This is a genomic window from Roseibium sp. AWQ4_254 (genome assembly GCF_056161025.1).
The window spans coordinates 1-18,831 of sequence record NZ_JBSWYH010000023.1 but is presented as its reverse complement, the minus strand read 5'-3'; the positions used below and the strand labels follow the sequence as shown (position 1 = coordinate 18,831).

14 protein-coding genes and 2 tRNA genes are annotated in these 18,831 nt (G+C 59.6%); 9 read left to right on the top strand and 7 right to left on the bottom strand.

Annotated elements, in window-relative coordinates; genetic code table 11:
- The first annotated feature begins 95 nt into the window (after window positions 1-95).
- Both ACXAIC_RS17455 and ACXAIC_RS17450 read left to right on the top strand, forming a co-directional pair.
- Window positions 96-1,571: a helicase HerA domain-containing protein gene (locus ACXAIC_RS17455; RefSeq protein WP_475182848.1), complete on the top strand. Its 1,476-nt coding sequence runs from the start codon at window positions 96-98 to the stop codon at window positions 1,569-1,571.
- Between the two features lie 161 nt (window positions 1,572-1,732).
- The gene (locus ACXAIC_RS17450; protein WP_475182844.1) at window positions 1,733-2,203 is read left to right on the top strand and encodes a DM13 domain-containing protein; all 471 of its coding nucleotides are present in this window, start codon (window positions 1,733-1,735) and stop codon (window positions 2,201-2,203) included.
- A gap of 26 nt (window positions 2,204-2,229) precedes the next feature.
- Here the strand turns inward: ACXAIC_RS17450 and ACXAIC_RS17445 are convergent, their stop codons facing one another.
- A complete protein-coding gene (locus ACXAIC_RS17445; protein WP_475182841.1) occupies window positions 2,230-2,556 on the bottom strand; it encodes a hypothetical protein in 327 nt (108 codons plus the stop codon).
- A gap of 370 nt (window positions 2,557-2,926) precedes the next feature.
- Between ACXAIC_RS17445 and ACXAIC_RS17440 the strand changes: the two genes are divergently transcribed.
- Both ACXAIC_RS17440 and ACXAIC_RS17435 read left to right on the top strand, forming a co-directional pair.
- A complete protein-coding gene (locus ACXAIC_RS17440) occupies window positions 2,927-3,619 on the top strand; it encodes a type 1 glutamine amidotransferase (RefSeq protein WP_475182838.1) in 693 nt (230 codons plus the stop codon).
- 56 nt (window positions 3,620-3,675) lie between these two features.
- Window positions 3,676-4,857, top strand: a complete 1,182-nt coding sequence (locus ACXAIC_RS17435; RefSeq protein WP_475182834.1) for an MFS transporter — start codon at window positions 3,676-3,678, stop codon at window positions 4,855-4,857.
- A 32-nt stretch (window positions 4,858-4,889) separates the two neighbouring features.
- On the opposite strand, the gene ACXAIC_RS17430 is transcribed toward ACXAIC_RS17435, so the two are convergent.
- The 3 genes from ACXAIC_RS17430 to ACXAIC_RS17420 all read right to left on the bottom strand — a co-directional run bounded on the left by ACXAIC_RS17430 (window position 4,890) and on the right by ACXAIC_RS17420 (window position 9,679).
- The gene (locus tag ACXAIC_RS17430; protein ID WP_475182830.1) at window positions 4,890-6,509 is read right to left on the bottom strand and encodes a thiamine pyrophosphate-binding protein; all 1,620 of its coding nucleotides are present in this window, start codon (window positions 6,507-6,509) and stop codon (window positions 4,890-4,892) included.
- A gap of 143 nt (window positions 6,510-6,652) precedes the next feature.
- Complete coding sequence (gene pdxR / locus ACXAIC_RS17425) at window positions 6,653-8,128, bottom strand: MocR-like pyridoxine biosynthesis transcription factor PdxR (protein WP_475182825.1); 1,476 nt, start codon at window positions 8,126-8,128, stop codon at window positions 6,653-6,655.
- Window positions 8,129-8,299: 171 nt separating this feature from the next.
- Window positions 8,300-9,679: an aminotransferase family protein gene (locus ACXAIC_RS17420; RefSeq protein ID WP_475182821.1), complete on the bottom strand. Its 1,380-nt coding sequence runs from the start codon at window positions 9,677-9,679 to the stop codon at window positions 8,300-8,302.
- 285 nt (window positions 9,680-9,964) lie between these two features.
- Between ACXAIC_RS17420 and ACXAIC_RS17415 the strand changes: the two genes are divergently transcribed.
- The 3 genes from ACXAIC_RS17415 to ACXAIC_RS17405 all read left to right on the top strand — a co-directional run bounded on the left by ACXAIC_RS17415 (window position 9,965) and on the right by ACXAIC_RS17405 (window position 13,074).
- On the top strand, window positions 9,965-10,945 hold the full coding sequence (locus tag ACXAIC_RS17415) for a taurine ABC transporter substrate-binding protein (protein WP_475182817.1): 981 nt from the start codon (window positions 9,965-9,967) through the stop codon (window positions 10,943-10,945).
- 64 nt (window positions 10,946-11,009) lie between these two features.
- The gene (locus ACXAIC_RS17410) at window positions 11,010-11,810 is read left to right on the top strand and encodes a taurine ABC transporter ATP-binding protein (protein ID WP_475182812.1); all 801 of its coding nucleotides are present in this window, start codon (window positions 11,010-11,012) and stop codon (window positions 11,808-11,810) included.
- A 1-nt stretch (window position 11,811) separates the two neighbouring features.
- Complete coding sequence (locus tag ACXAIC_RS17405; protein WP_475182808.1) at window positions 11,812-13,074, top strand: ABC transporter permease; 1,263 nt, start codon at window positions 11,812-11,814, stop codon at window positions 13,072-13,074.
- Between the two features lie 150 nt (window positions 13,075-13,224).
- On the opposite strand, the gene ACXAIC_RS17400 is transcribed toward ACXAIC_RS17405, so the two are convergent.
- Together ACXAIC_RS17400 and ACXAIC_RS17395 are read right to left on the bottom strand one after the other, a co-directional pair.
- On the bottom strand, window positions 13,225-13,956 hold the full coding sequence (locus ACXAIC_RS17400) for a sulfite exporter TauE/SafE family protein (protein ID WP_475182802.1): 732 nt from the start codon (window positions 13,954-13,956) through the stop codon (window positions 13,225-13,227).
- The gene (locus ACXAIC_RS17395) at window positions 13,956-15,446 is read right to left on the bottom strand and encodes an aldehyde dehydrogenase family protein (protein ID WP_475182798.1); all 1,491 of its coding nucleotides are present in this window, start codon (window positions 15,444-15,446) and stop codon (window positions 13,956-13,958) included. The genes ACXAIC_RS17400 and ACXAIC_RS17395 overlap by 1 nt, the downstream gene beginning before the upstream one ends.
- A 354-nt stretch (window positions 15,447-15,800) precedes the next feature.
- On the opposite strand from ACXAIC_RS17395, the gene ACXAIC_RS17390 reads away from it, so the two are divergent.
- Window positions 15,801-17,657 (top strand): putative bifunctional diguanylate cyclase/phosphodiesterase, encoded by a 1,857-nt coding sequence (locus ACXAIC_RS17390; protein ID WP_475182795.1) that lies wholly within the window; start codon window positions 15,801-15,803, stop codon window positions 17,655-17,657.
- Window positions 17,658-17,683: 26 nt separating this feature from the next.
- Here the strand turns inward: ACXAIC_RS17390 and ACXAIC_RS17385 are convergent.
- Window positions 17,684-17,760: transfer RNA gene (locus tag ACXAIC_RS17385), tRNA-Pro, on the bottom strand.
- 316 nt (window positions 17,761-18,076) lie between these two features.
- Here ACXAIC_RS17385 and ACXAIC_RS17380 point away from each other — a divergent pair.
- Window positions 18,077-18,151 (top strand) — tRNA-Gln (locus ACXAIC_RS17380).
- Window positions 18,152-18,831: the final 680 nt, after the last annotated feature.

Here is an 18,831-nt window from a genome sequence, read left to right as displayed (position 1 = left end):
TTGATCTGCCGCTTGTGGTGAAGTCTTTGATTTCAAAAAGCAGTTGGCAGGTCCGATGAAACGCAACGTGCTCATAAAGTGTCGGCCAGGAACGCATGACGGTTGAGATCGATATCGGGGAAATGACGGGGGGATCGCGCGCCGCACTCGACTTGGAAGAGTTGCTGGCAACGCGTCTTCTTGTTCAGGGCAATTCCGGTTCGGGAAAATCCCACCTGCTGCGCCGCCTTCTGGAACAATCGGCCAGCTGGGTGCAGCAGGCCATCATTGATCCGGAAGGGGATTTTGTTTCTCTTGCCGAAAAATTCGGCCATGTGGTGGTCGATGCGGTTGGCACGGAAAAGGACCTGCAGATGATTGCCGGGCGGGTGCGCCAGCACCGGGTTTCGGTCATTCTCAATCTTGAGGGACTGGATGCGGACAGGCAGATGAAGGCCGCCGCCACGTTTCTGGACGGCCTTTTCGATGCGGACCGGGATCTCTGGTATCCGATGATTGTGGTGGTCGACGAAGCCCAGCTGTTCGCGCCTGCTGCGGCCGGAGAGGTGACCGAAGAGGCCCGCAGACGGTCCCTTGGGGCCATGACCAACCTGATGTGCCGGGGCCGCAAGCGCGGACTGGCCGGGATCATTGCCACCCAGCGATTGGCAAAGCTGGCCAAGAATGTGGCCGCTGAAGCCTCGAATTTTCTCATGGGCCGCACCTTTCTGGACATCGACATGGCCCGCGCTGCCGATCTTCTGGGCATGGAGCGGCGTCAGGCGGAGAGTTTCCGCAATCTGGACCGGGGCAATTTCATCGCACTTGGACCCGCCCTGTTCCGGCGTCCCGTGCCTATCAAGATCGGACCGGTGGAAACCATGGGGCGCGGTGGCAGCCCGAAACTGATGCCGTTGCCCGAACAGCCCAAGGAAGACGCCAAGGATCTCATTTTCACGCCGTCTGCCGACGAGATGCCGCCGGCGCGCCAGAGGTTTGTGGAGCCGGTTGTTTCCACGGGAGAGGTGCTGGATCAGCTCACAAGTGCCGAACGGGCGAATGAAGCGGCAGAGCCGCCTGCCGAAAGCCTTTTGGATTTCGGTGAGCGCGAAGAAAAGATCTCTGAGATCATCGCCGGGATTCTGGAGGATGACGAAGCGGCCTTTCAGCCGATTGCCACCCTTTACCAGGATTTTCAGGTGCGCTGCCGGATTGCCAAACTGGCTGGCGGAACCCCTGACCTTCAGACCTTCCGGGAAAAGCTCTCGGTCGCCCGGGCCGGGGTGGAAAAGGGCGAGATGGATGACGGCGCCTGGGCGCAGGCCGAACTGATTGCGGCCGAACTGCCGGAAGATATGCGCGGTGTCTATCTGCTTTTGGCCAAGGCCGCCCTGGCCAAGGCGCCGTGTCCGGGAAATATCGAGATTGCCACTGCCTATGGCACGCGCTCTCCGGGCCGGGCCCGCTGGCTTTTGAGCCATATGGAAGAGCGCGGCTTCCTGGTCTGCGCGACGGATCTGCGCGGCAACCGGATTGTCACGCTGACCGATCTTGGCTGGCAGACCGCCCCCGGTGATGAGGCTGCCGCCTGACGCGGCCAGGCCATCAACAAAGCCTGACACAGATGTTATGCAAGATGTGTTGATCATGCTTTCGGCCTGCGTATCTTTTGGGGACTCAAGAGTGTGCGGCGTTCATCTGGCTTCAAACCGGTGACATGCGACCGGCTCTGGTTGGGCAAAAAGAGGTGCCGATGCGGCGGCTGATCATTCTTCTGTTTTCCCATGGGGCAGTGCTCGGCTTCGGCTTTGCCCTCGGCGTTTATATGCTGCCCATTCTGACGGCCCCCAAGGGGCCGGATGCAGCCCTTTTGGCCGCCGCGGCGGGGGAGGCGCGCTATCAGGCCACGTTCAGCCGGGATCTTGAAGGCAGTGACTTTCTCCATTGGGGCGAGGGCAAAGTCAGTCTCTCGCGAACCCGGATCACCCATGAGGGCGCGCTTGCGCCGGGCCCGGATTACAAGCTCTATCTGCTGAAATCCTTTGTGGAGGATGAGGCCGGATTTGAAGAGGTGAAGGACACCGCGCTCCGCCTGGGGGATATCAAGACTTTCGACGGCTTCGTCGTCGATCTTCCGGAGGGCGTTCGCCTTGAAGACTATACGACAGTGCTTGTGTGGTGCGAGGCTTTCGGGGAATTCATCACCGCCGCCAAATACCGTTGAAGCACGGCTTCTTGCAAGGCTGGTGGTCAGATTGCAGGGTGCATGCGGCCGGGCGCCCGACTGTGCGAGGCGCCCTGCGCTTTAGGAGCGGAAGTGCGGGCGAGCAGATAGTCCAGCTGGGACAATTCAAGCGTGATGCCGTCAATGGTCCGCGCCAGCACATTTTCCATATAGCTGCCTGCGGGCGCCCGCTCGCGGATGGCCTCGGCCCGGTCGCGGGCCTTGCGCAAATAAAGGATCATCTGACGCACATCCTGGGCCGTCACTTCAGTCGCCGTGACGGCGCGGGGGGCTTTCGGCAAAGACGCGCGCATCACGGAAAGCTGCTCTTGTAACGGGCTGACAAACTGCATCGCTGATCTCAAATGTTCATATTTTGTTCTTATTTAACGCAAGCGGTGCGCAGGATCAAGATGTCGCTGCGGATTTTTCCGCTGTAGCGCTCTCAGCTCCTTTGTGGCCAGGGCTTTTGGCAATCGGATCAATCAGATCTGGAAGGGAGTCGCCCGGGTGTGAAAAATTTCAGAAATACTGCTCTTGTTTGCCGTGCGGGACGGGTTCTTGAGGACCTTGTGGGGGCGGCTGCGGGCGATATGTGCGCAAGCGGCACGCCGGTTTTGCTTGACAAGGCGTCGGCGCTCGCCATCTTGAACGCGGCCAGATAGTCTTTTCCCGGGCAGTGGTTCTGAGACCGGCACCCGGGCCAACATGAATGAGTGACCCTTGAAGATCGGAATTCTCCAAACCGGTGAAGTCCCGCAAGAGCTTGCGGCTGACCATAGCGACTATGATGCAAGATTCCGCGTATTGCTGGACGGGCACGGATTTGAATTCACCACCTACCGGGTCCTGGACGGGGAGTTTCCCGCGTCGGTCACCGAACAGGACGGCTGGATCATAACCGGGTCCAAATTCGGGGTCTATGAAGACCACCCCTGGATCGCGCCTCTGGAAGATCTGATCCGCCGGATTTCAGCGGCTGGGCAGAAACTGCTCGGGATTTGCTTTGGTCATCAGATCATCGCCCAGGCGCTTGGCGGTAAGGTGGCAAAAGCCAAGGAAGGCTGGATGATCGGCGCAACACGCTACCGCACAGGGGGGGAAGACGTGGTGCTGAATGCCTGGCATCAGGACCAGATTGTCGAACTTCCGGAGGGGGCAGAGGTCCTGGCCACCGCCGAGGGCTGCAAATTCGCCGCCCTTGCCTATGGCGATCAGATCCTGACCTGGCAGCCCCATCCCGAATATGACGGGTCCTTTATCGAAGGGCTCTTGCAAGTGCGCGGCGCGCTCCTGCCGGAAGATGTCAAGGCACGGATCAGTGCAAACCCGGAAAAAGCCAACGGCAATGCCCGTCTGGCCGATGAAATCAGTGCGTTTTTCCTCAGTGAAGCAGCTTCCGGAGTTTCATCCTGATCCTCTCATCCGTCCACTGTCGCTAAAACGTCATCGCGCAAGATTAGACAAGGAAAATGAGACGTTCCGTTCTTGTTTTCCTTACGCTTGCTATCACGCAGATTATAGGCTGGGGCGCCACCGGGTGCCTGGCGGTGCTGGCTTCAGCCATTGCCCGCGATTTGAACCGTGACCTGCCATCTGTCTTTCTGGGCACATCAATGTTGTTCGTGGCCATGGCCCTATCTGCCTCGTTTGCCGGGCGCGGGTTCCGACGTTTTGGCGCCCGCAAAGTCATGACCGCCGGAGCTGCGCTGATCGGCGCCGGTCTCTTTGCTGTGTCAGCGTCCAATAGCCTGATTGTCTTTCTAGGCAGCTGGAGTGTGACCGGCATTGGCGGAGCGCTGTTTCTGACTACGGCTGCCTATGTTTATCTCTCCGATTTTGCCGGAGACAAGGCCAGGGGACAGATCGGCACCTTGATGCTGGTCACCAGTCTTGCAGGCAGCGTGTTCTGGCCCGTGACGGCCAATTTGCAGGAACTTTCCGGCTGGCGCTGCACAGTGCTGGTCTATGCTGCAGCCATGATCTTCTTTGTCAGCCCCCTGGTGCTGTTCGCTCTGCCGGAAACGCATAATCACACGGATCTAGGTGAAGCGGCCACACCGCCTGCCTCCCTAGGCCAGGACAAGGTGTTCTGGCTGATTGTGAGTGTGGTCACGCTGAACAGTTTCGTGACCTTCGGGATTGAAGCGGTCGGTATTGAGCTTTTCAAGGCGCTTGGCAATGAAACCGCTTTGGCCGTCACGATTGCGTCTTTGCTCGGTGTCTTCAAACTGGGCGGCCGGGTGATCGACCTTGCCGGGGGCAGGAGCTGGGACGGATTGTCAACGGCGCTGGTATCAGGGGCCGCACTTCCCTTGGGGCTTTGCATGCTGGCGTTTTTCGGCCCTGGCTGGGCCCCCATGGGGGCTTTTCTGTTCCTGTTCGGTACTGGCAGCGGGGCCTTTGCAGTGGCCCGGGCAACAATGCCGCTGGTGTTTTATCGAAAGGCGGATTATGCGGCAGCCATGTCTGCCATTGCTTTGCCCATGAATCTGATCAATGCCTTGGCCGCGCCCGCGCTGGCCGGATTGCTGGTCGCCGCAGGCCCGAAAATGGTGCTGGCGAGCCTGTCACTGCTCAGATTAGGGGCCCTGTTTGGCCTGATGAATCTCAGCCGGGCCCGTGCGGCCCGACCAGCCCCCGGCAGCACCTGAACGGAGGCAAGCAGAGGTTGGCCAGTAGCGGTTCAGATCACGCCGTCATAGGCGTGTTCGCCGATCACGGCGGCAATCACGGTGAATGTGTCTACTGTCTGGGCCAGATCCAGCGCTGCCCGCAACTCGGCGCGATTTGCAACCATATGTCCTTCTCCACCAAAGGCGCGGCCAAGGGCTGCAAAATCATGGCGGCCGAAATCGACCCCCTTGCGGGTCAGCTGGCGCGAGCGCTGTTTAAGTTCAATCAGGGAGAGGCACGAATCGACAAACACCACGAAGATGGGCGCAACACCCAGTTCCTGGGCGGTTGACAGTTCACCAATCACCATCAGGGCGCCGGCATCTCCGGAAAAGGACACGACCGGCCGGTCCGGGGAGGCGAGTTTCAGGCCGATCGCCATGGGGATGGCACAGCCCATGGTGCACAAGCCGGTGGACTGGATCAGGCCTCTCGGCTCATGGCAGGTCCATTGCTGGGAGAGCAGAATCCGGTGGGCGCCGCTGTCGGCCGTTGCCAGTGCCGCATCGGGCAAGGCCTTGCGAACTTCATCTATGACTGCCGCCGGTCCCCAGGTGCCGCCATCCGCAAAAGCTTCGCCAAGGGCCTTTTGCAGCTGTGCAATCTCACCCCCCCCCCAGGTCTTGCGGCCCGTCAGGCCGCCGCCAAGGGCGGTAAGGGCAGCGCCCGTGTGGGCCACGAAATTCAGCGTGGCCTGATGCATGTAATGGCTGTTGGGCTCGGCGGTGATGTCGATGACATTGATCCGGGCCGGGTCCCAGATTTCCTGCCAGCCGATGCGCATTTCAATCGGGTCATAACCCGCGCAAAGGATCAGATCTGCAGATTGCAGGAAGGGCAGGAGCAGCGCATCGGCCTTGGGCGACAGGCCGCCCGCGCCAAGACAGAGTGGGTGGGTTTCCGGCACAAGGCCCTTGGCCTTGTAGGTGGTGACAAAGGGCACCTGGAAGGTTTCGCAAAACGCCTGGATTTGCGGCCCGGCCTGATCGGCCACCGCATCCAGCCCGATCACCATGACGGGGCGTTCTGCCTGCGCCAGCCAGCCCCGGGCGGTTTCCAGATCAGTCCCGGCCGGAGCGCTCGGGCTCGCCTTCGGGCGCCGCCGTGGGGGCAGGGCGATCCTCTCATCGGCAACGGAAATCGGTACATCAATCAGCACCGGCCCTGCGCGGCCGTCGCTTGCAATGCCGACCGCCTTGTCGGCAATCACATCGGCGGCTTTGGCTGTCAGGGTGAAGGTGGCTTTGGTGACCTCGGCAAAGGCGGCCCGGTGGTCCAGCACCTGATGAGTGTACATTTCCGCCTCATGGGCATCAACGCAGCCGGTCAGGACAATCAGCGGCACCCGGTCCTGAAAGGCGTTGGCCACCACATTATACCCATTGACGACACCGGGACCGACCGTTCCCACAAGGATGGCCGGAGCGCCGGTGCGGTGCATCACGCCCTCGGCCATGAAGCCCGCATTGTTTTCATGTTTGCACAGGATAAACCTGATTCCGGCCCGCTCCAGCGCGTCCACGATCGTCAGAACCTCGCCGCCGGGCATTCCGAATGCAAACCGGCACCCGGCTTCATAAAGGCGCCGGGCCACATAATCCGCCGCGCGCATCGTCTCAATCTCTGGCATTTGTCTTCCCGCACTCCAAAATCGTTTTGCTGGCCGGTCCCGGCGAGAGACCTTGCACGGCAAACAGAAACTGGCAATCAAAACCCGCAGCACGCGCTATCAAGATTGCCGGAGCGGTGCAGTGTGTTTGACGGTCCGGCGGGTCAGGTGGCTTTGCACGCCTCTTCAATCGCGTCGGCGACCAGGGCAATGCCGTCCCGGATGAGATTGGCATGGATGGAGGAATAGGCCAGCCTGTAATGAGATTTATCGGGAGAGCGATGGGCGAAGAAGGCATTGCCCGGTTCGATGAGAACGCTCTTTTTCCGAAGGTCAACGGCAAGCTGTGTGGTGTCGACACCGTCGGGTGCGCGCATCCAGAAGGAGGAGCCGCCGTTCACGTTCCGCACATCCGGGGTCAGGCCGAAGTCCCGGATACACTGTTCCATGATCGCACGCCGTTTCCCGAATACGCGGGCCATGCGAGTGATCTGGCTGTCATAGTGGCCGAGGGACAGAAAATAAGCTGTGGTGCGCTGGATATGACTGGGGGGATGCCGGAAAACGACACTTCGAAGCTCCCGCATTGCCCGGATCAGGGGCTTTGCGGCGACAACATACCCAAGCCGCAGCCCGGGAAAGATGGATTTGGAAAAGGAACCGACATAGATCACACGGCCAATCTCATCCATGGATTTCAGGGCAGGGGCGGGCGGGCTCGTATAGGTCATTTCGAACTCGTAATCGTCCTCGACAATCACGAAGCCATCCTGTTCCGCCCGTTTCAGCACGGCCTGCCGCCGCTCAAGTGGCATGGTGACGTTTGTGGGCGCATGATGGCTGGGCGTGGTGAAGACGACGTCCGCACCGGTGGGAATCAGATCCGCCGGCAAGCCGTCCTGGTCGACATCGATGGACGTGGCGACATAGCGCATCTGGTCGAAAATCTTGCGAAGCCCCGGATAACACGGGTTCTCGACGATGGCGTTCTGGCCGTCCGACAGCAGCAGTTGCGCGATCATCCAAAGCGCATTTTGCCCGCCCAGGGTGATAAGGAGTTCATCGGGATGCGCGCGAATGCCCCTGCGCGGAAGAATGTAACGCAGAATGTACTCCACCAGCATCGGATCATCATTCTGGTAATGATCATGGGTGAGCGTGTCGAAATCCTTGCGGCCGACTGCGCGCAAGGCGCAGGTTCTCCAGTTCAGATGATCAAAAAGATCCGGGTCTGACTGTCCGTAGATGAACGGGAAGCGGTAATCGGACCAGTTGGGCGGCCTCAGAATGTCGCTGCGCGATTGCGGGCGCTGGGCGAGCTTGAGATCCCAGTCAACACCGGCTGTCTCCGGGATTTGCGTGGCGGTGAAGACTGGCAGCGTCGGCGCTGAGCTGGCAACGAAATAGCCGGACCGGTCCCGGGATTCCAGATAGCCATTGGAGACCAGCTCCGCATAGGCCAGCGTCACGGTTGTCCGGGACAGGCTCAGATGCTCGGCCAGCCTGCGGGACGACGGCATTTTCTCATTCGCCGCGCAATGGCCGGACACAATAGCTTCAGCAACCATTTGATGAATTTGTTGCTGTAAGGTCGCATTGCTGTTTTGGGGAAGCAGAAAGATTTCCGGAGGAATAGCCAAATTCCGTAACCTGTCACCCGATTTCGTTTGCCTTAGGCTATGTCCAACCGGTTCCTGGCGCAATCTTCAGGCGGGAAAGATCCGCAGCCCTCACTTCCCTGGCCAGCGCAGGGCCGTACGCTCTCGACACCACTCCCGGCCGGACGGCTGTTTGAAGATTGTCTAAGGCCCTCAACCAAAAACGCGCGTCAGGGCGCCGTCAATCGCTTCAGTGATCGCGTCAATATCATCGGCCGTCGCAATAAGGGCGGGGGCGAGACACAGCGTGTTGTTCAGCCCCGGCAATGCCCGTGCGGTCGCGCCAATAATGACCCCCTGTTTCATACAGTCTGCGATCACAGCCTGAACCTGGGCTTCCGTTGCCGGTGTTTTGTCTGAGCGGTCGGTAACCAGTTCCAGACCGCAGAACAGGCCAAGGCCGCGCACGTCGCCCGCGGCTGCATGTTTTTCCTTCAAGGCACCGAGGTTGTCCATCAGTCGGGCTCCCATGGCCAGCGTATTTTCCAGAAGACCTTCGTCCTCGATGATCCTCATGTTCTCCAGCGCCGCAGCCGGACCGGCGGTGCAGCCGCCGAACGTTGAGATGTCCCGGAAGTGGCTCATTGGATCGGATGCATCGTCCTTGAACATGTCAAAGACCTCTTCGCGTGTCACCAGACAGGCAATTGCCGCATAGCCCGAGGCAACCCCCTTTGCCATGGTCACCATGTCCGGCTGGATGCCATAATGCTGGTAGCCAAACCAGGTTCCGGTCCGGCCGACACCGCAGACAACCTCATCAAGATGCAGCAGAATGTCGTATTTGCGGCAGATATGCTGGACATGGTCCCAGTATCCTGAGGGCGGAGTGATGACGCCGCCACCGGCTGTCACCGTTTCAAGGCACAGGGCGCCAATGGTGTCGGGGCCTTCGCGCAGGATGACCTCTTCTATCGCCCGGGCCGCCCGCTCGCCATAGGTCTCCGTGTCCCATTGGGCGCGGTATTCAAGGCAGTGCGGCACTTCTACGAAACCGGGCGTATAGGGACCATACTGGGCGTTGCGTTCCGGCTGGCCACCCGCCGACATGGTTGCGATGGTCGAGCCGTGATAGTCCCGTTCGCGAAACAGGATCTTGTGCTTTTTGCCGCCATAGCGCTTATGCGCAATCTGGCGCACCATCTTGAAGGCTTTCTCGTTTGCCTCGGAGCCGGAATTGACGAAATAAACCCTGCTCATGCCCGGCATGCGTTCGATCAGCTTCTCGGCGAAAAGTGCGCCAGGAATGGACCCGGCGCTTTGGGCAAAATAATTGAGCCGCGTGATCTGTTCACTGACAGCGTCCGCGATGCTCTTGCGGCCATAGCCGACATTTACCGTCCAGACACCGCCAGACACGGCATCCAGATGCTCCCGGCCGGATGCATCCCACACCCGCATCCCCTTGCCCTCGACCATGACGCGCGGATCGCTCGTCTCATAGGCCTTGTGCTGGGTCAGATGGTGCCAGACATGGGCGCGGTCCGCGCGGATAACATCGTCAAGATGATTGGCTGGGGCAGAGAAAGTCACTGGTATCGCTCCGTAAGGCGTGCTCGAGGGGCACAAGGATCCAACCGCGAAAGGAGAGGTTCTTTTCGGTGCAGTTGCCTAAACTTTCTGCTCAAAAATTCAGCGCGAGTAGAGCCAGATCGGCTCAAGTCTTAAGACCAGTGTTCCAATTCTATTGAAAGCCAGCGAAATACTGATCTTCATGACAAGGGCTGCAGCGTTTCAAGAAAAAGGTTGCACGGATCTGACGAATGGGCGGAGCCGATCGGACCAGCCCGTCCGGCGGGATTATCGAAGGAGAATGGGATGAAGATGATTGCGAAACTTCTGGCCGGTGGGGCGCTTTTGTTCAGCGCGCAAGCCGCCGCCGCCGAAGAGCTGACAGTCGGCTACTTCCTGGAATGGCCGATGCCATTTCTGGCAGCCAAAGCCGACGGCGCCTATGCAAAGGCCCTCGGCATGCCGGTTAAGTGGGTGAGTTTTGAGACCGGCACTGCCATGTCGGCCGCCATGGCGTCCGGAGATGTGCAGATTTCTGTCTCCCAGGGGGTGCCTCCCTTTGTCGTGGCAGCGTCTGCCGGTCAGGCGCTTCAAGTGCTCGATGTGGCGGTGAGCTATTCTGAAAATGACAATTGCGTCGTCGCGGCCGATTTGGAGATCGACAAGGACAGCGCTTCGGAGCTTGCTGGCAAGAAGGTTGCCGTTCCGATCGGGACGGCCGCCCATTACGGGTTCCTGCGTCAGATGGAGCATTTCGGGGTCGATGTGTCTTCCTTGACTGTTGTTGACATGGCGCCGACGGATGGCGCGGCCGCCTTGGCTCAGGGCGAGGTTGATTTTGCCTGTGGTTGGGGCGGAGGGCTGTCGCGGATGAAGGAACATGGCAATGTTCTTTTGAGCGGGGCCGAGAAGGAAGAGTTGGGTATTCTGGTGTTTGATGTGACCTCCGCGCCAGCCGACTTCGCGGTTGAGAACTCGGAGCTGGTTTCGAAATTCCTGGCCGTGACGGCTGCGGCAAATGCGGAATGGGCCGCCAGTCAGCCGCCTGAGATGCTGGAGAAGATCGCCAAGGAATCCGGCATGGATCTTGACGCCACCAAGGCCTCCATTTCAACCTTCACGTTCCCGACGATTGAAGAACAGTTGTCAGAAAAATGGCTGGGCGGCAATGCACAGGCATTCATGAAAGGTGTCGCTGATGTCTTCGTTGAGGCGGGCAGCATCGAAAGCGCGCTCGACAGCTACGAGGACAGCGTGAACTCAGGTCCGCTCGCAGCCGCACAGTGAGACCGGTTTTCAAAGGCGGGTGCAAACCCGCCTTTTTCTCATCACTCAGACGGGTATCAGCACCATGGGCTCATTGAGCATTGAAAACCTTTCCATGCGGTTTGACCTTCCGGACGGTGGGCATGTGCAGGCGCTCAAGGATGTCTCTCTGGACATTCAAAAGGGCGAGTTGCTGTCGGTCCTGGGTCCGTCAGGCTGTGGCAAGTCGACCTTGCTAAATATCCTTGCCGGCTTTCTGGCTCCTACCGAGGGGACTGTCACGCTGAACGGGGCCCCGGTGACCGGACCTGGAGCGGAACGGGGCATGGTGTTTCAGAAAGGGGCGCTGTTTGAGTGGATGAATGTGCGCCGGAATGTCGAGTTTGGGCCGCGCATGAAAGGCGTGCCGGAGGCAGATCGCAATACGATTGTTGAGAACCTTCTCGACACGGTGGGTCTGCGCTCCTTCAGGAACAAGGCGGTTTACGAGCTGTCCGGTGGCATGCAACAGCGTGTTGCCCTGGCGCGCTGCCTGGCAAACGAGCCGGATGTCATCTTGATGGACGAGCCGCTTGGTGCGCTGGATGCGCTGACCCGCGAGAAGATGCAGGGTCTGGTGCTCGACCTTTGGAAAAAGACCGGCAAGACGATCATCCTGATCACCCACTCGGTGGATGAGGCCCTGCTTCTTGGAGAGCGCCTGCTTGTCATGGCGCCGCGGCCCGGGCGCATCCACAAGGAATACAGGCTTCCCTTTGCGGAGCGCGCGGTCGGCGCTGATCTGCGCAGCGTGAAGGAAGACCCGGCCTTTGGGGACACCAAGAAGGAAATTCTCGGCATGATCTGGGAGATGGAAGAGGAAATCATGAGCGGAGCTGAGGCATAACATGACGGGTCTGGTTATTCTCGCGGTCTATGCCGTCCTGTTCTTCGGCGCCTATCTGGCCCTGCGGCTCGTCCGCTCGTCCATGAACAAGGTGACGGATTTCACGTCGCTGAAGACGGTCACGTTTGGGGACGAAAGCGCGGTCTCCGCCGACCGGGCCGCCTCGGTGCTCTCGATCATTGTGGTGTTTCTGGTTTGGGGGGCTTTCACGGGCTCCAAACTGGTGCCGTTTCACGTTCCGGGCCCTTTCACGGGCACAACGTCCTTCATCTATGAGGCAGAGGCTCCCGATGGCAAGACGGCAGAGGCCACAGTCACCGTTCTGGTTCATGAGATGGGTGCGGATGTCGAGCAGCCGGCGCCGAAGCCTGCAACTGGCTTTGCTGAAAGTGACAGCGCCACGGTCGCCGCATGGCGCTCGGTTCTGATCCGGGCGAAGCGCAATGATGGAGACGGGGCCAAGGTCATTGCCGTTGAAGGCAAGCCGATTGTTCCCGGCGAGACGGTAAGTGTTCCCCACGGATCGGTTACAATGACACGAAAGGGCTCGTTGAATTTCTCACCTGACAAGGGCCTGCAGATGGAAGCGATCTGGATGCCGCCGCCGGAAGCTGTTGTCAGCCAGCTGGTGCAGATCGCGCGCGAAGGCTATCAGAATGTCGCGCTGCTGGATCATGTCGGCTGGTCCTTGTGGCGGGTGCTGGCCGGGTTTGTTCTGGGGTCGCTGATCGGCATTCCGCTTGGCTATGCCATGGGGCTGTGGGGCTGGGCTCGGGGCTGGTTCGACCCCATTGTCGAATTCATGCGCCCTGTTCCCCCGCTGGCCCTCATTCCACTTGTGATCATCTGGTTCGGAATTGGTGAGAACGGCAAGATCGTGCTGCTCTTTCTGGCGGCCCTTTGGGTCATGATCATCTCGGCCCGGGCGGGTGTGTCAGGGGTGAATATCACCAAGGTTCATGCGGCCTATTCGCTTGGCGCTTCCAAATGGCAGGTGCTGCGCCACGTCATCGTGCCGAACTCGCTGCCGGAGATCTTCACAGGCGCACGTGTGGCGATGGGCGTGTGTTGGGGGACAGTGGTTGCGGCAGAACTGGTGGCTGCAGAAAAGGGCGCCGGAAAGATGATTGTGGCCGCCTCCAAATTTCAGGCAACAGACATTGTGATCATGGGCATTGTGTTGATTGGCCTGATCGGCTTTGGCATCGATATCCTCATGCGCAAGCTGGAAAAGGTGCTGGTGCCCTGGCAAGGGCGTTCCTGACCCCGTGAGCTGACTGTTCTGTCCGCTGGCGCCGGTCCAAGGGCGCTGCCCGTTTCGGGCGGCGTCTTATTTTGTTGCGTGGGCAACGTCAGAAGCCAAATCAATCGGGCCTCATTTCGCGCAAAACCTTGGGGTTGAGAAGAGGGCCGTTCAGAGAAGACCGGTAAGTCCCTTGAGGCCGGTGACAAGAGCAGACAGGAACAGGACGCCAAGCGCGGCCATTCTGTAATGCCCTTCGCCAAGACGCTGAAAGACGAGCCCTCCAAGCGCGGTCCCGGCCAGAAGGGCCGGATAGCAGAGCGTCCCCTTCACCAAGAGGGGCCAGTCCAGAAGGTCGGATCCGGCGGCAATGGAAAGCAGCGCCAGCGCTGCCGTAAAGGCAAAAAACAGCAGCAGCGACGCGCGGCTGGTGGATTTATCAAGGCCGCGACCGAGAAAATAGGCGACGGCTGGCGGGCCGGGCATGGCGGCCAGACCGCCCAAAAGCCCGGCCATCGCACCTGCGGCCACCGCAGGTCCCCGGCCCACCGGAATCCGGAGGTTGAACAGAAGCGCCGCCAAACCAAACAGCACCACAAGGGCAATCGCCAGACGCATCACATCCGGCGCAAGCTGCGTGGCGCAAACCGCGCCAATGGGCGTCAACAGGACCGCGCCCGCGCACAGTGGCATAAGAGCACTGCGGTCCAGGCTGTTGTGGTGGCGGTAGAGATCCAGGGGGGCGGCGGCAATTTGCAGGATCTGGGCCAGAATGACCGCGTGGACCGGCGAGATGCTGAGGCTGAACAGCGGCACCGCAGCAAGGGCAAAACCGAACCCGGTGATCCCGCGCAAAAACCCGGCCGAGAATGTGGCCGCAGCCAAACCTGCAAAGATCTCCATCAGTCGAAATTCATGACGATGGTTTTCGACCGGGTGAAATGCTCCACCATGGCCTCTAGAGAGGCTTCCTTGCCCAGGCCGGAGCGCCCGAACCCGCCATAGGACACATTGGGCTGAATGGTCAGGTTCTGATTGACCTGCACATAGCCCGCATTCAGCCGGGACGTGCTGTCGAGCGCCGTCGACAGGCTTGTTGTCCAGACCGAGGCGGCGAGGCCGTAATGGGTGCTGTTGGCAAGGCCGATAACCGTTTCATAGTCGCTCCAGCCTTTCACCACCGCGACGGGTCCGAAGATTTCCTCCAGAACACAGGGGTGATCGTCGGGCAAGCCGGTCAGAAGGGTTGGCTGGAGAAAGAGGCCCGGCGAAAGATCCGGACTGTCTGGCAACCGGCTGAAGCGTCTGACCGTCGCTCCGCCTGTTGCCTCGGCCTGGGCAATATAGCTCCTGATGGTGTTGGCCTGCCGCGCATTGATAATGGTGCCGACATCGGTTGCCTCGTCCAGAGGATCTCCGATTTTCAGCCTGTCGAGTTCTTCTCCCAGCCGGTCCAGAAAAGCCTCCAGCAGGCTGTCATGAACGTAGATTCGGCTGGCGGCGGTGCAGCTTTGGCCCTGACGGGTGAAACGCATTCCTGAAATGGCGCCTGCGACAGATTTTTCCAGATCGGCGTCTTCGCAGACAATCATGGCGGATTTTCCACCCAGTTCCAGGGAGACAGGAATGATGCGGCTGGCGCCGATTTTGTAGATTGTCTCGCCAACGGCCTCCGAGCCCGTGAAGGTGATCTTGGCAATATCCTTGTGCCGGGTCAGGGCTGCGCCGCAGTCTGAACCGGTGCCGTTCACCACATTCAGCACCCCCTCCGGCAGGTGCTGACGCAGGATGTCTGCCAGCAGATAGGTTGCAAAGGGCGCCTCTTCGGAGGATTTCACGACCACCGCATTGCCCGCCACAAGGGCCGGGCCGACCTTCAGGGCAAACAGCACCAAAGGCACATTCCAGGGCACAATCGCCGCCACAACACCCAATGGCTCTCGGGTGGTCATGGTGAGCATGCGCGGGTCATAGGGGATGGTCTGACCCTTCAGCTCGGAGCCAAGATTTCCGTAAAAGTCGATGATATCGGCAGCAACGGCGATTTCTCCCCGGCATTCCGTGCGGATCGCCTTGCCTGTTTCCCGGGCCAGAACCTGGGCGATCAGCTCGGCCTGCTCGGAGAGGGCCCGGGCTGCGGCGGAAACGCATTTGCCGCGCGCGCGCGCAGGCATCTGCGCCCAAGACAGCTGGGCTTCCTTTGCCGAAGCAACTGCCGCTGCCACGTCTGTTTCGGTTCCGGCTGCCGCCTGTCCAAGGACCTTGCCGGTTGCAGGGTTTCTGACATCGAGTGACGCTTCGGCGCGGACCCGTCCACCGCCGATCAAATGCACTTGCCGATAGGTTTCGAACACGGCGTCCGGCGTTGCCGGAAGCGTCAAAGGGGTGATCATGAAAAGGGTCCTCCACCGTAACTGGTCAGACTAGCACCCTATCCGGCGCGCGGGGAGGGGCTATAGGGCCAGAAATCTGCTTTGATAAGACCAAAATGTGCTGGTTCTGGGAGACGAAAAAGCGAGGGGTGGCAGGGCGCTGTCTGAACGTTCCGGCGGCGCGTTTGCGGAACAAGACCGGGCGTCTAGGGTCTGGTGATCGAGAACGGATAGTTTTTGAGAGGTGTTCAAGCCGACACGCGCTGGCCACGGTCTGGGATCTAGCGCACAGTCCCCGATTTCCACCTTGAAACGCCTGGGCATGGTGAATTTGACAATTGCCTAAACTCGGCAGGGTCTTTTTACTGCCGGGAGATGAAGGGCTTACCCGCGATACCACCTCATATCCTGAACCAGGTCTCGGACAAATGCGTTGAAGGCCTGGCACTGGCTCTGGCGTCGGACGACGACGGCGCCGTGATGTATCTGCAATGGTGCAACAGCACATTCACCCAGATCACCGGATATGAGCGCGAAGAGGTCATAGGTGCACGGGGCACTTTGCTGATCGGCGCAAGCACGGAGCAGGGCAACCATCTCCTCATCATCGAAAAGCTGATGAATTGGGAGCGCTTCTCCATCAAGACCCACAACAACCGCAAGACGGGCGAAACATACTGGCAGAAGATGAGCTGGACCCCCTTGTCGGATCCGGACAGCGGCAGCCGGTGGTGGCTGTGTTCGCTGATTGAACTGGACGAGACGCCAGCATTGCCCGGGGCTGAGCCTCTCGCCTCTGTGGCACCATCCGGCAGAGCCCGTGCCGCCGACCGGGAGCTGCTGGACTGCAGGGAGCGCATTGAGCAGCTGGAGCGGGAAAACGCGCGCCTGCATGAGCTTGCAAAAACGGTGACACGCGAATCCAAGGAAGACGCGTTGACGGGGCTGTCCAACCGGCGGCATTTTGAAGTCGAGCTGAAGTCCTGGATCGGAGCTCTACAGCAGGGCGGACCGGAATTTGCTGTATTCTATGTTGATCTCGACCGGTTCAAATCCGTGAACGATACGCTTGGCCATGATGCCGGGGACCGGCTGCTGGTCTCGGTCGCCCAGATGTTCCGGCGCCTGACCAAGGATGGCGACTTTGTTGCCCGCATCGGCGGCGATGAATTCATCATTTTAAGGCCGCTCAGCAAAAGTGCGCTGGACATCAGCAGGCTGGCCGATGCGATCGTGCAGGAAATGCACGCCCCCTTTGCCTTTGAGGGCAAGTCGACCTTTTGCAGTGCAAGTGTCGGCGTTGCGATTGCCAATGCCCATATGGCAAGCCCGGAGCAGGTTGTCGCGGATGCGGACACGGCTCTTTATCACGCCAAGACAAATGGGCGGGGGCGGTGGTCGTTTTTCACCGAAGACATGCATGCGGAGGCTCTGGCCAGCAAGCGGCTTGTGACCGAGCTTTTGCTCGCCTGCGAGAAGAACGAGTTCGTGCCGTATTTTCAACCCTTTGTGGAGGCCGAGACCGGCTGTGTTACCGGCGCTGAAGTTCTGGTGCGCTGGGACCATCCCCGCCTGGGGCTGCTGTCCCCCGGTGCGTTTCTGGAAACGGCTGCCAGCGTGGGCATCTTGAAGCGTATTGATGAACTCGTGTTCCGGGCGCTGCCGGACGGGCTCAAGATTCTGGACAGTTCAGGCGTGGACCTGCCCAATATCTCGATCAATGTGTCTGCTGGGCGGCTGGCCGACCCGACCTTGATCCATGATCTGAAGAATTCGGGTATCGTTCCGAAGAGGCTCGCCATCGAGATTCTGGAATCGGTCTATCTGGAGCGCATTGGCGACGTGGTTCACTGGACCCTGGGCGAACTCCGGGAGCTGGGCGTGACCATCGCGCTTGATGATTTCGGAACGGGGCACGCGTCCGTACAGGGGCTCTTGAAGATCCGCCCGTCCGTTTTGAAAATCGACCGCCAGTTCATTCAGCCCATTGTCGGCGACACAACCGCCCGGGCGCTGGTGGCCTCGATCATCGGGATCGGCAAGAGCCTCGGAATGACCATCGTCGCGGAAGGGATTGAAACCGAACGCCATGCGCAATTCGCATCGGATATGGGATGCGATCTGCTGCAGGGCCACCACTTCGGACAGCCCATGTCTGCGTCCGATCTCAGCAGTCTGCTGGCCGCCTCAAAGGGGCAGGTCTGGGTCCGCCAGACCGCAAACGCGCATTAAAAGTAGGGGTGTCAAAGAGAAGAAAATGGTCGGAGTGAGAGGATTCGAACCTCCGACCCCCTCGTCCCGAACGAGGTGCGCTACCAGGCTGCGCTACACTCCGACTTGCTGTTTGGATTTTAGCTCAATCCATCGGGAACAGCGGGCAAGGCCTCGCTGTGTGGAGGGTCATTTAGCAAAGCTCATCTCATCCCGCAAGCGATTTGCCGGTCCGCCCGCCATTTTTTTGAAACTGTGAACAAGACCAGCCGCATAGCTTGTCCGGCGGCCCGTATTGTCCCGGAAAAGACAGGACTTTTGACAACAGACATGATGCCGTCAGGCAGATCTGGGGAAAACTAGGCTGTGCGCCGGAGAGAATGGGGGCGGCAAGGCTTGCGCTTCCGAAACGACCTCGCTATACAGCATCCCCACGGCCTTGGGGTGTAGCCAAGCGGTAAGGCAGCGGTTTTTGGTACCGCCATGCGCTGGTTCGAATCCAGCCACCCCAGCCAGTTTTCTTTTCGTGTCAGTTTTGATTTCGCCGGTGAACCAAGTGATTTTGGTGGGGCTGTCTGTTGTAGCGCGCAACTTCATTTGGCAAAACGCGCAACTTCACTTGGCATCCAGTTTTCGCCAGTTTTAGTTCGCGTTTTTATGCGAAAGGGTTTGTTTAAACGCCGTCCATCTTGTCCAACCTTAGATGCCTTCTACCCACTACAAGTTCGTACTCACAGGCCTCTTCGTTTGTAGGATGGCTACCGCCGCCACTTGTTCTGATGTTTGCTTTTGTCAAGGCTGATGCCAAGAGGCTTCGTGGGCCTTCGCCTTGGGCCCTCCAGTGGTGCGTACGAAGTCCATCGGTTATCTGTAGGCCGCGTGGGGTCCGTTCCGCTTTTTGGTGCCAAGATGCCTTCCAGCCGCCCTCAATGAGCGCAGAGCGTAGTTGAACTCCGTAAGCCGTCGCTTCTTCATCGCCGACTAAGCAACACACTGCTACCGTCCCTTTTGGGCGCGGCAATAGGTATTCTATCAACGCTTCTCGTTGCTCTTCAGTGAGTTTACGAGGTTCGATGTAATTCTCGATTTTCCCGGAAAGTGTATCTAGAGCGTTTCCCGCTTACTCCGGCTCATATCCTGCGGCAGCGAAGTAGTTTCTTGCCTCTGAGGGCGTGACTGCGTCTATCGCAGACGC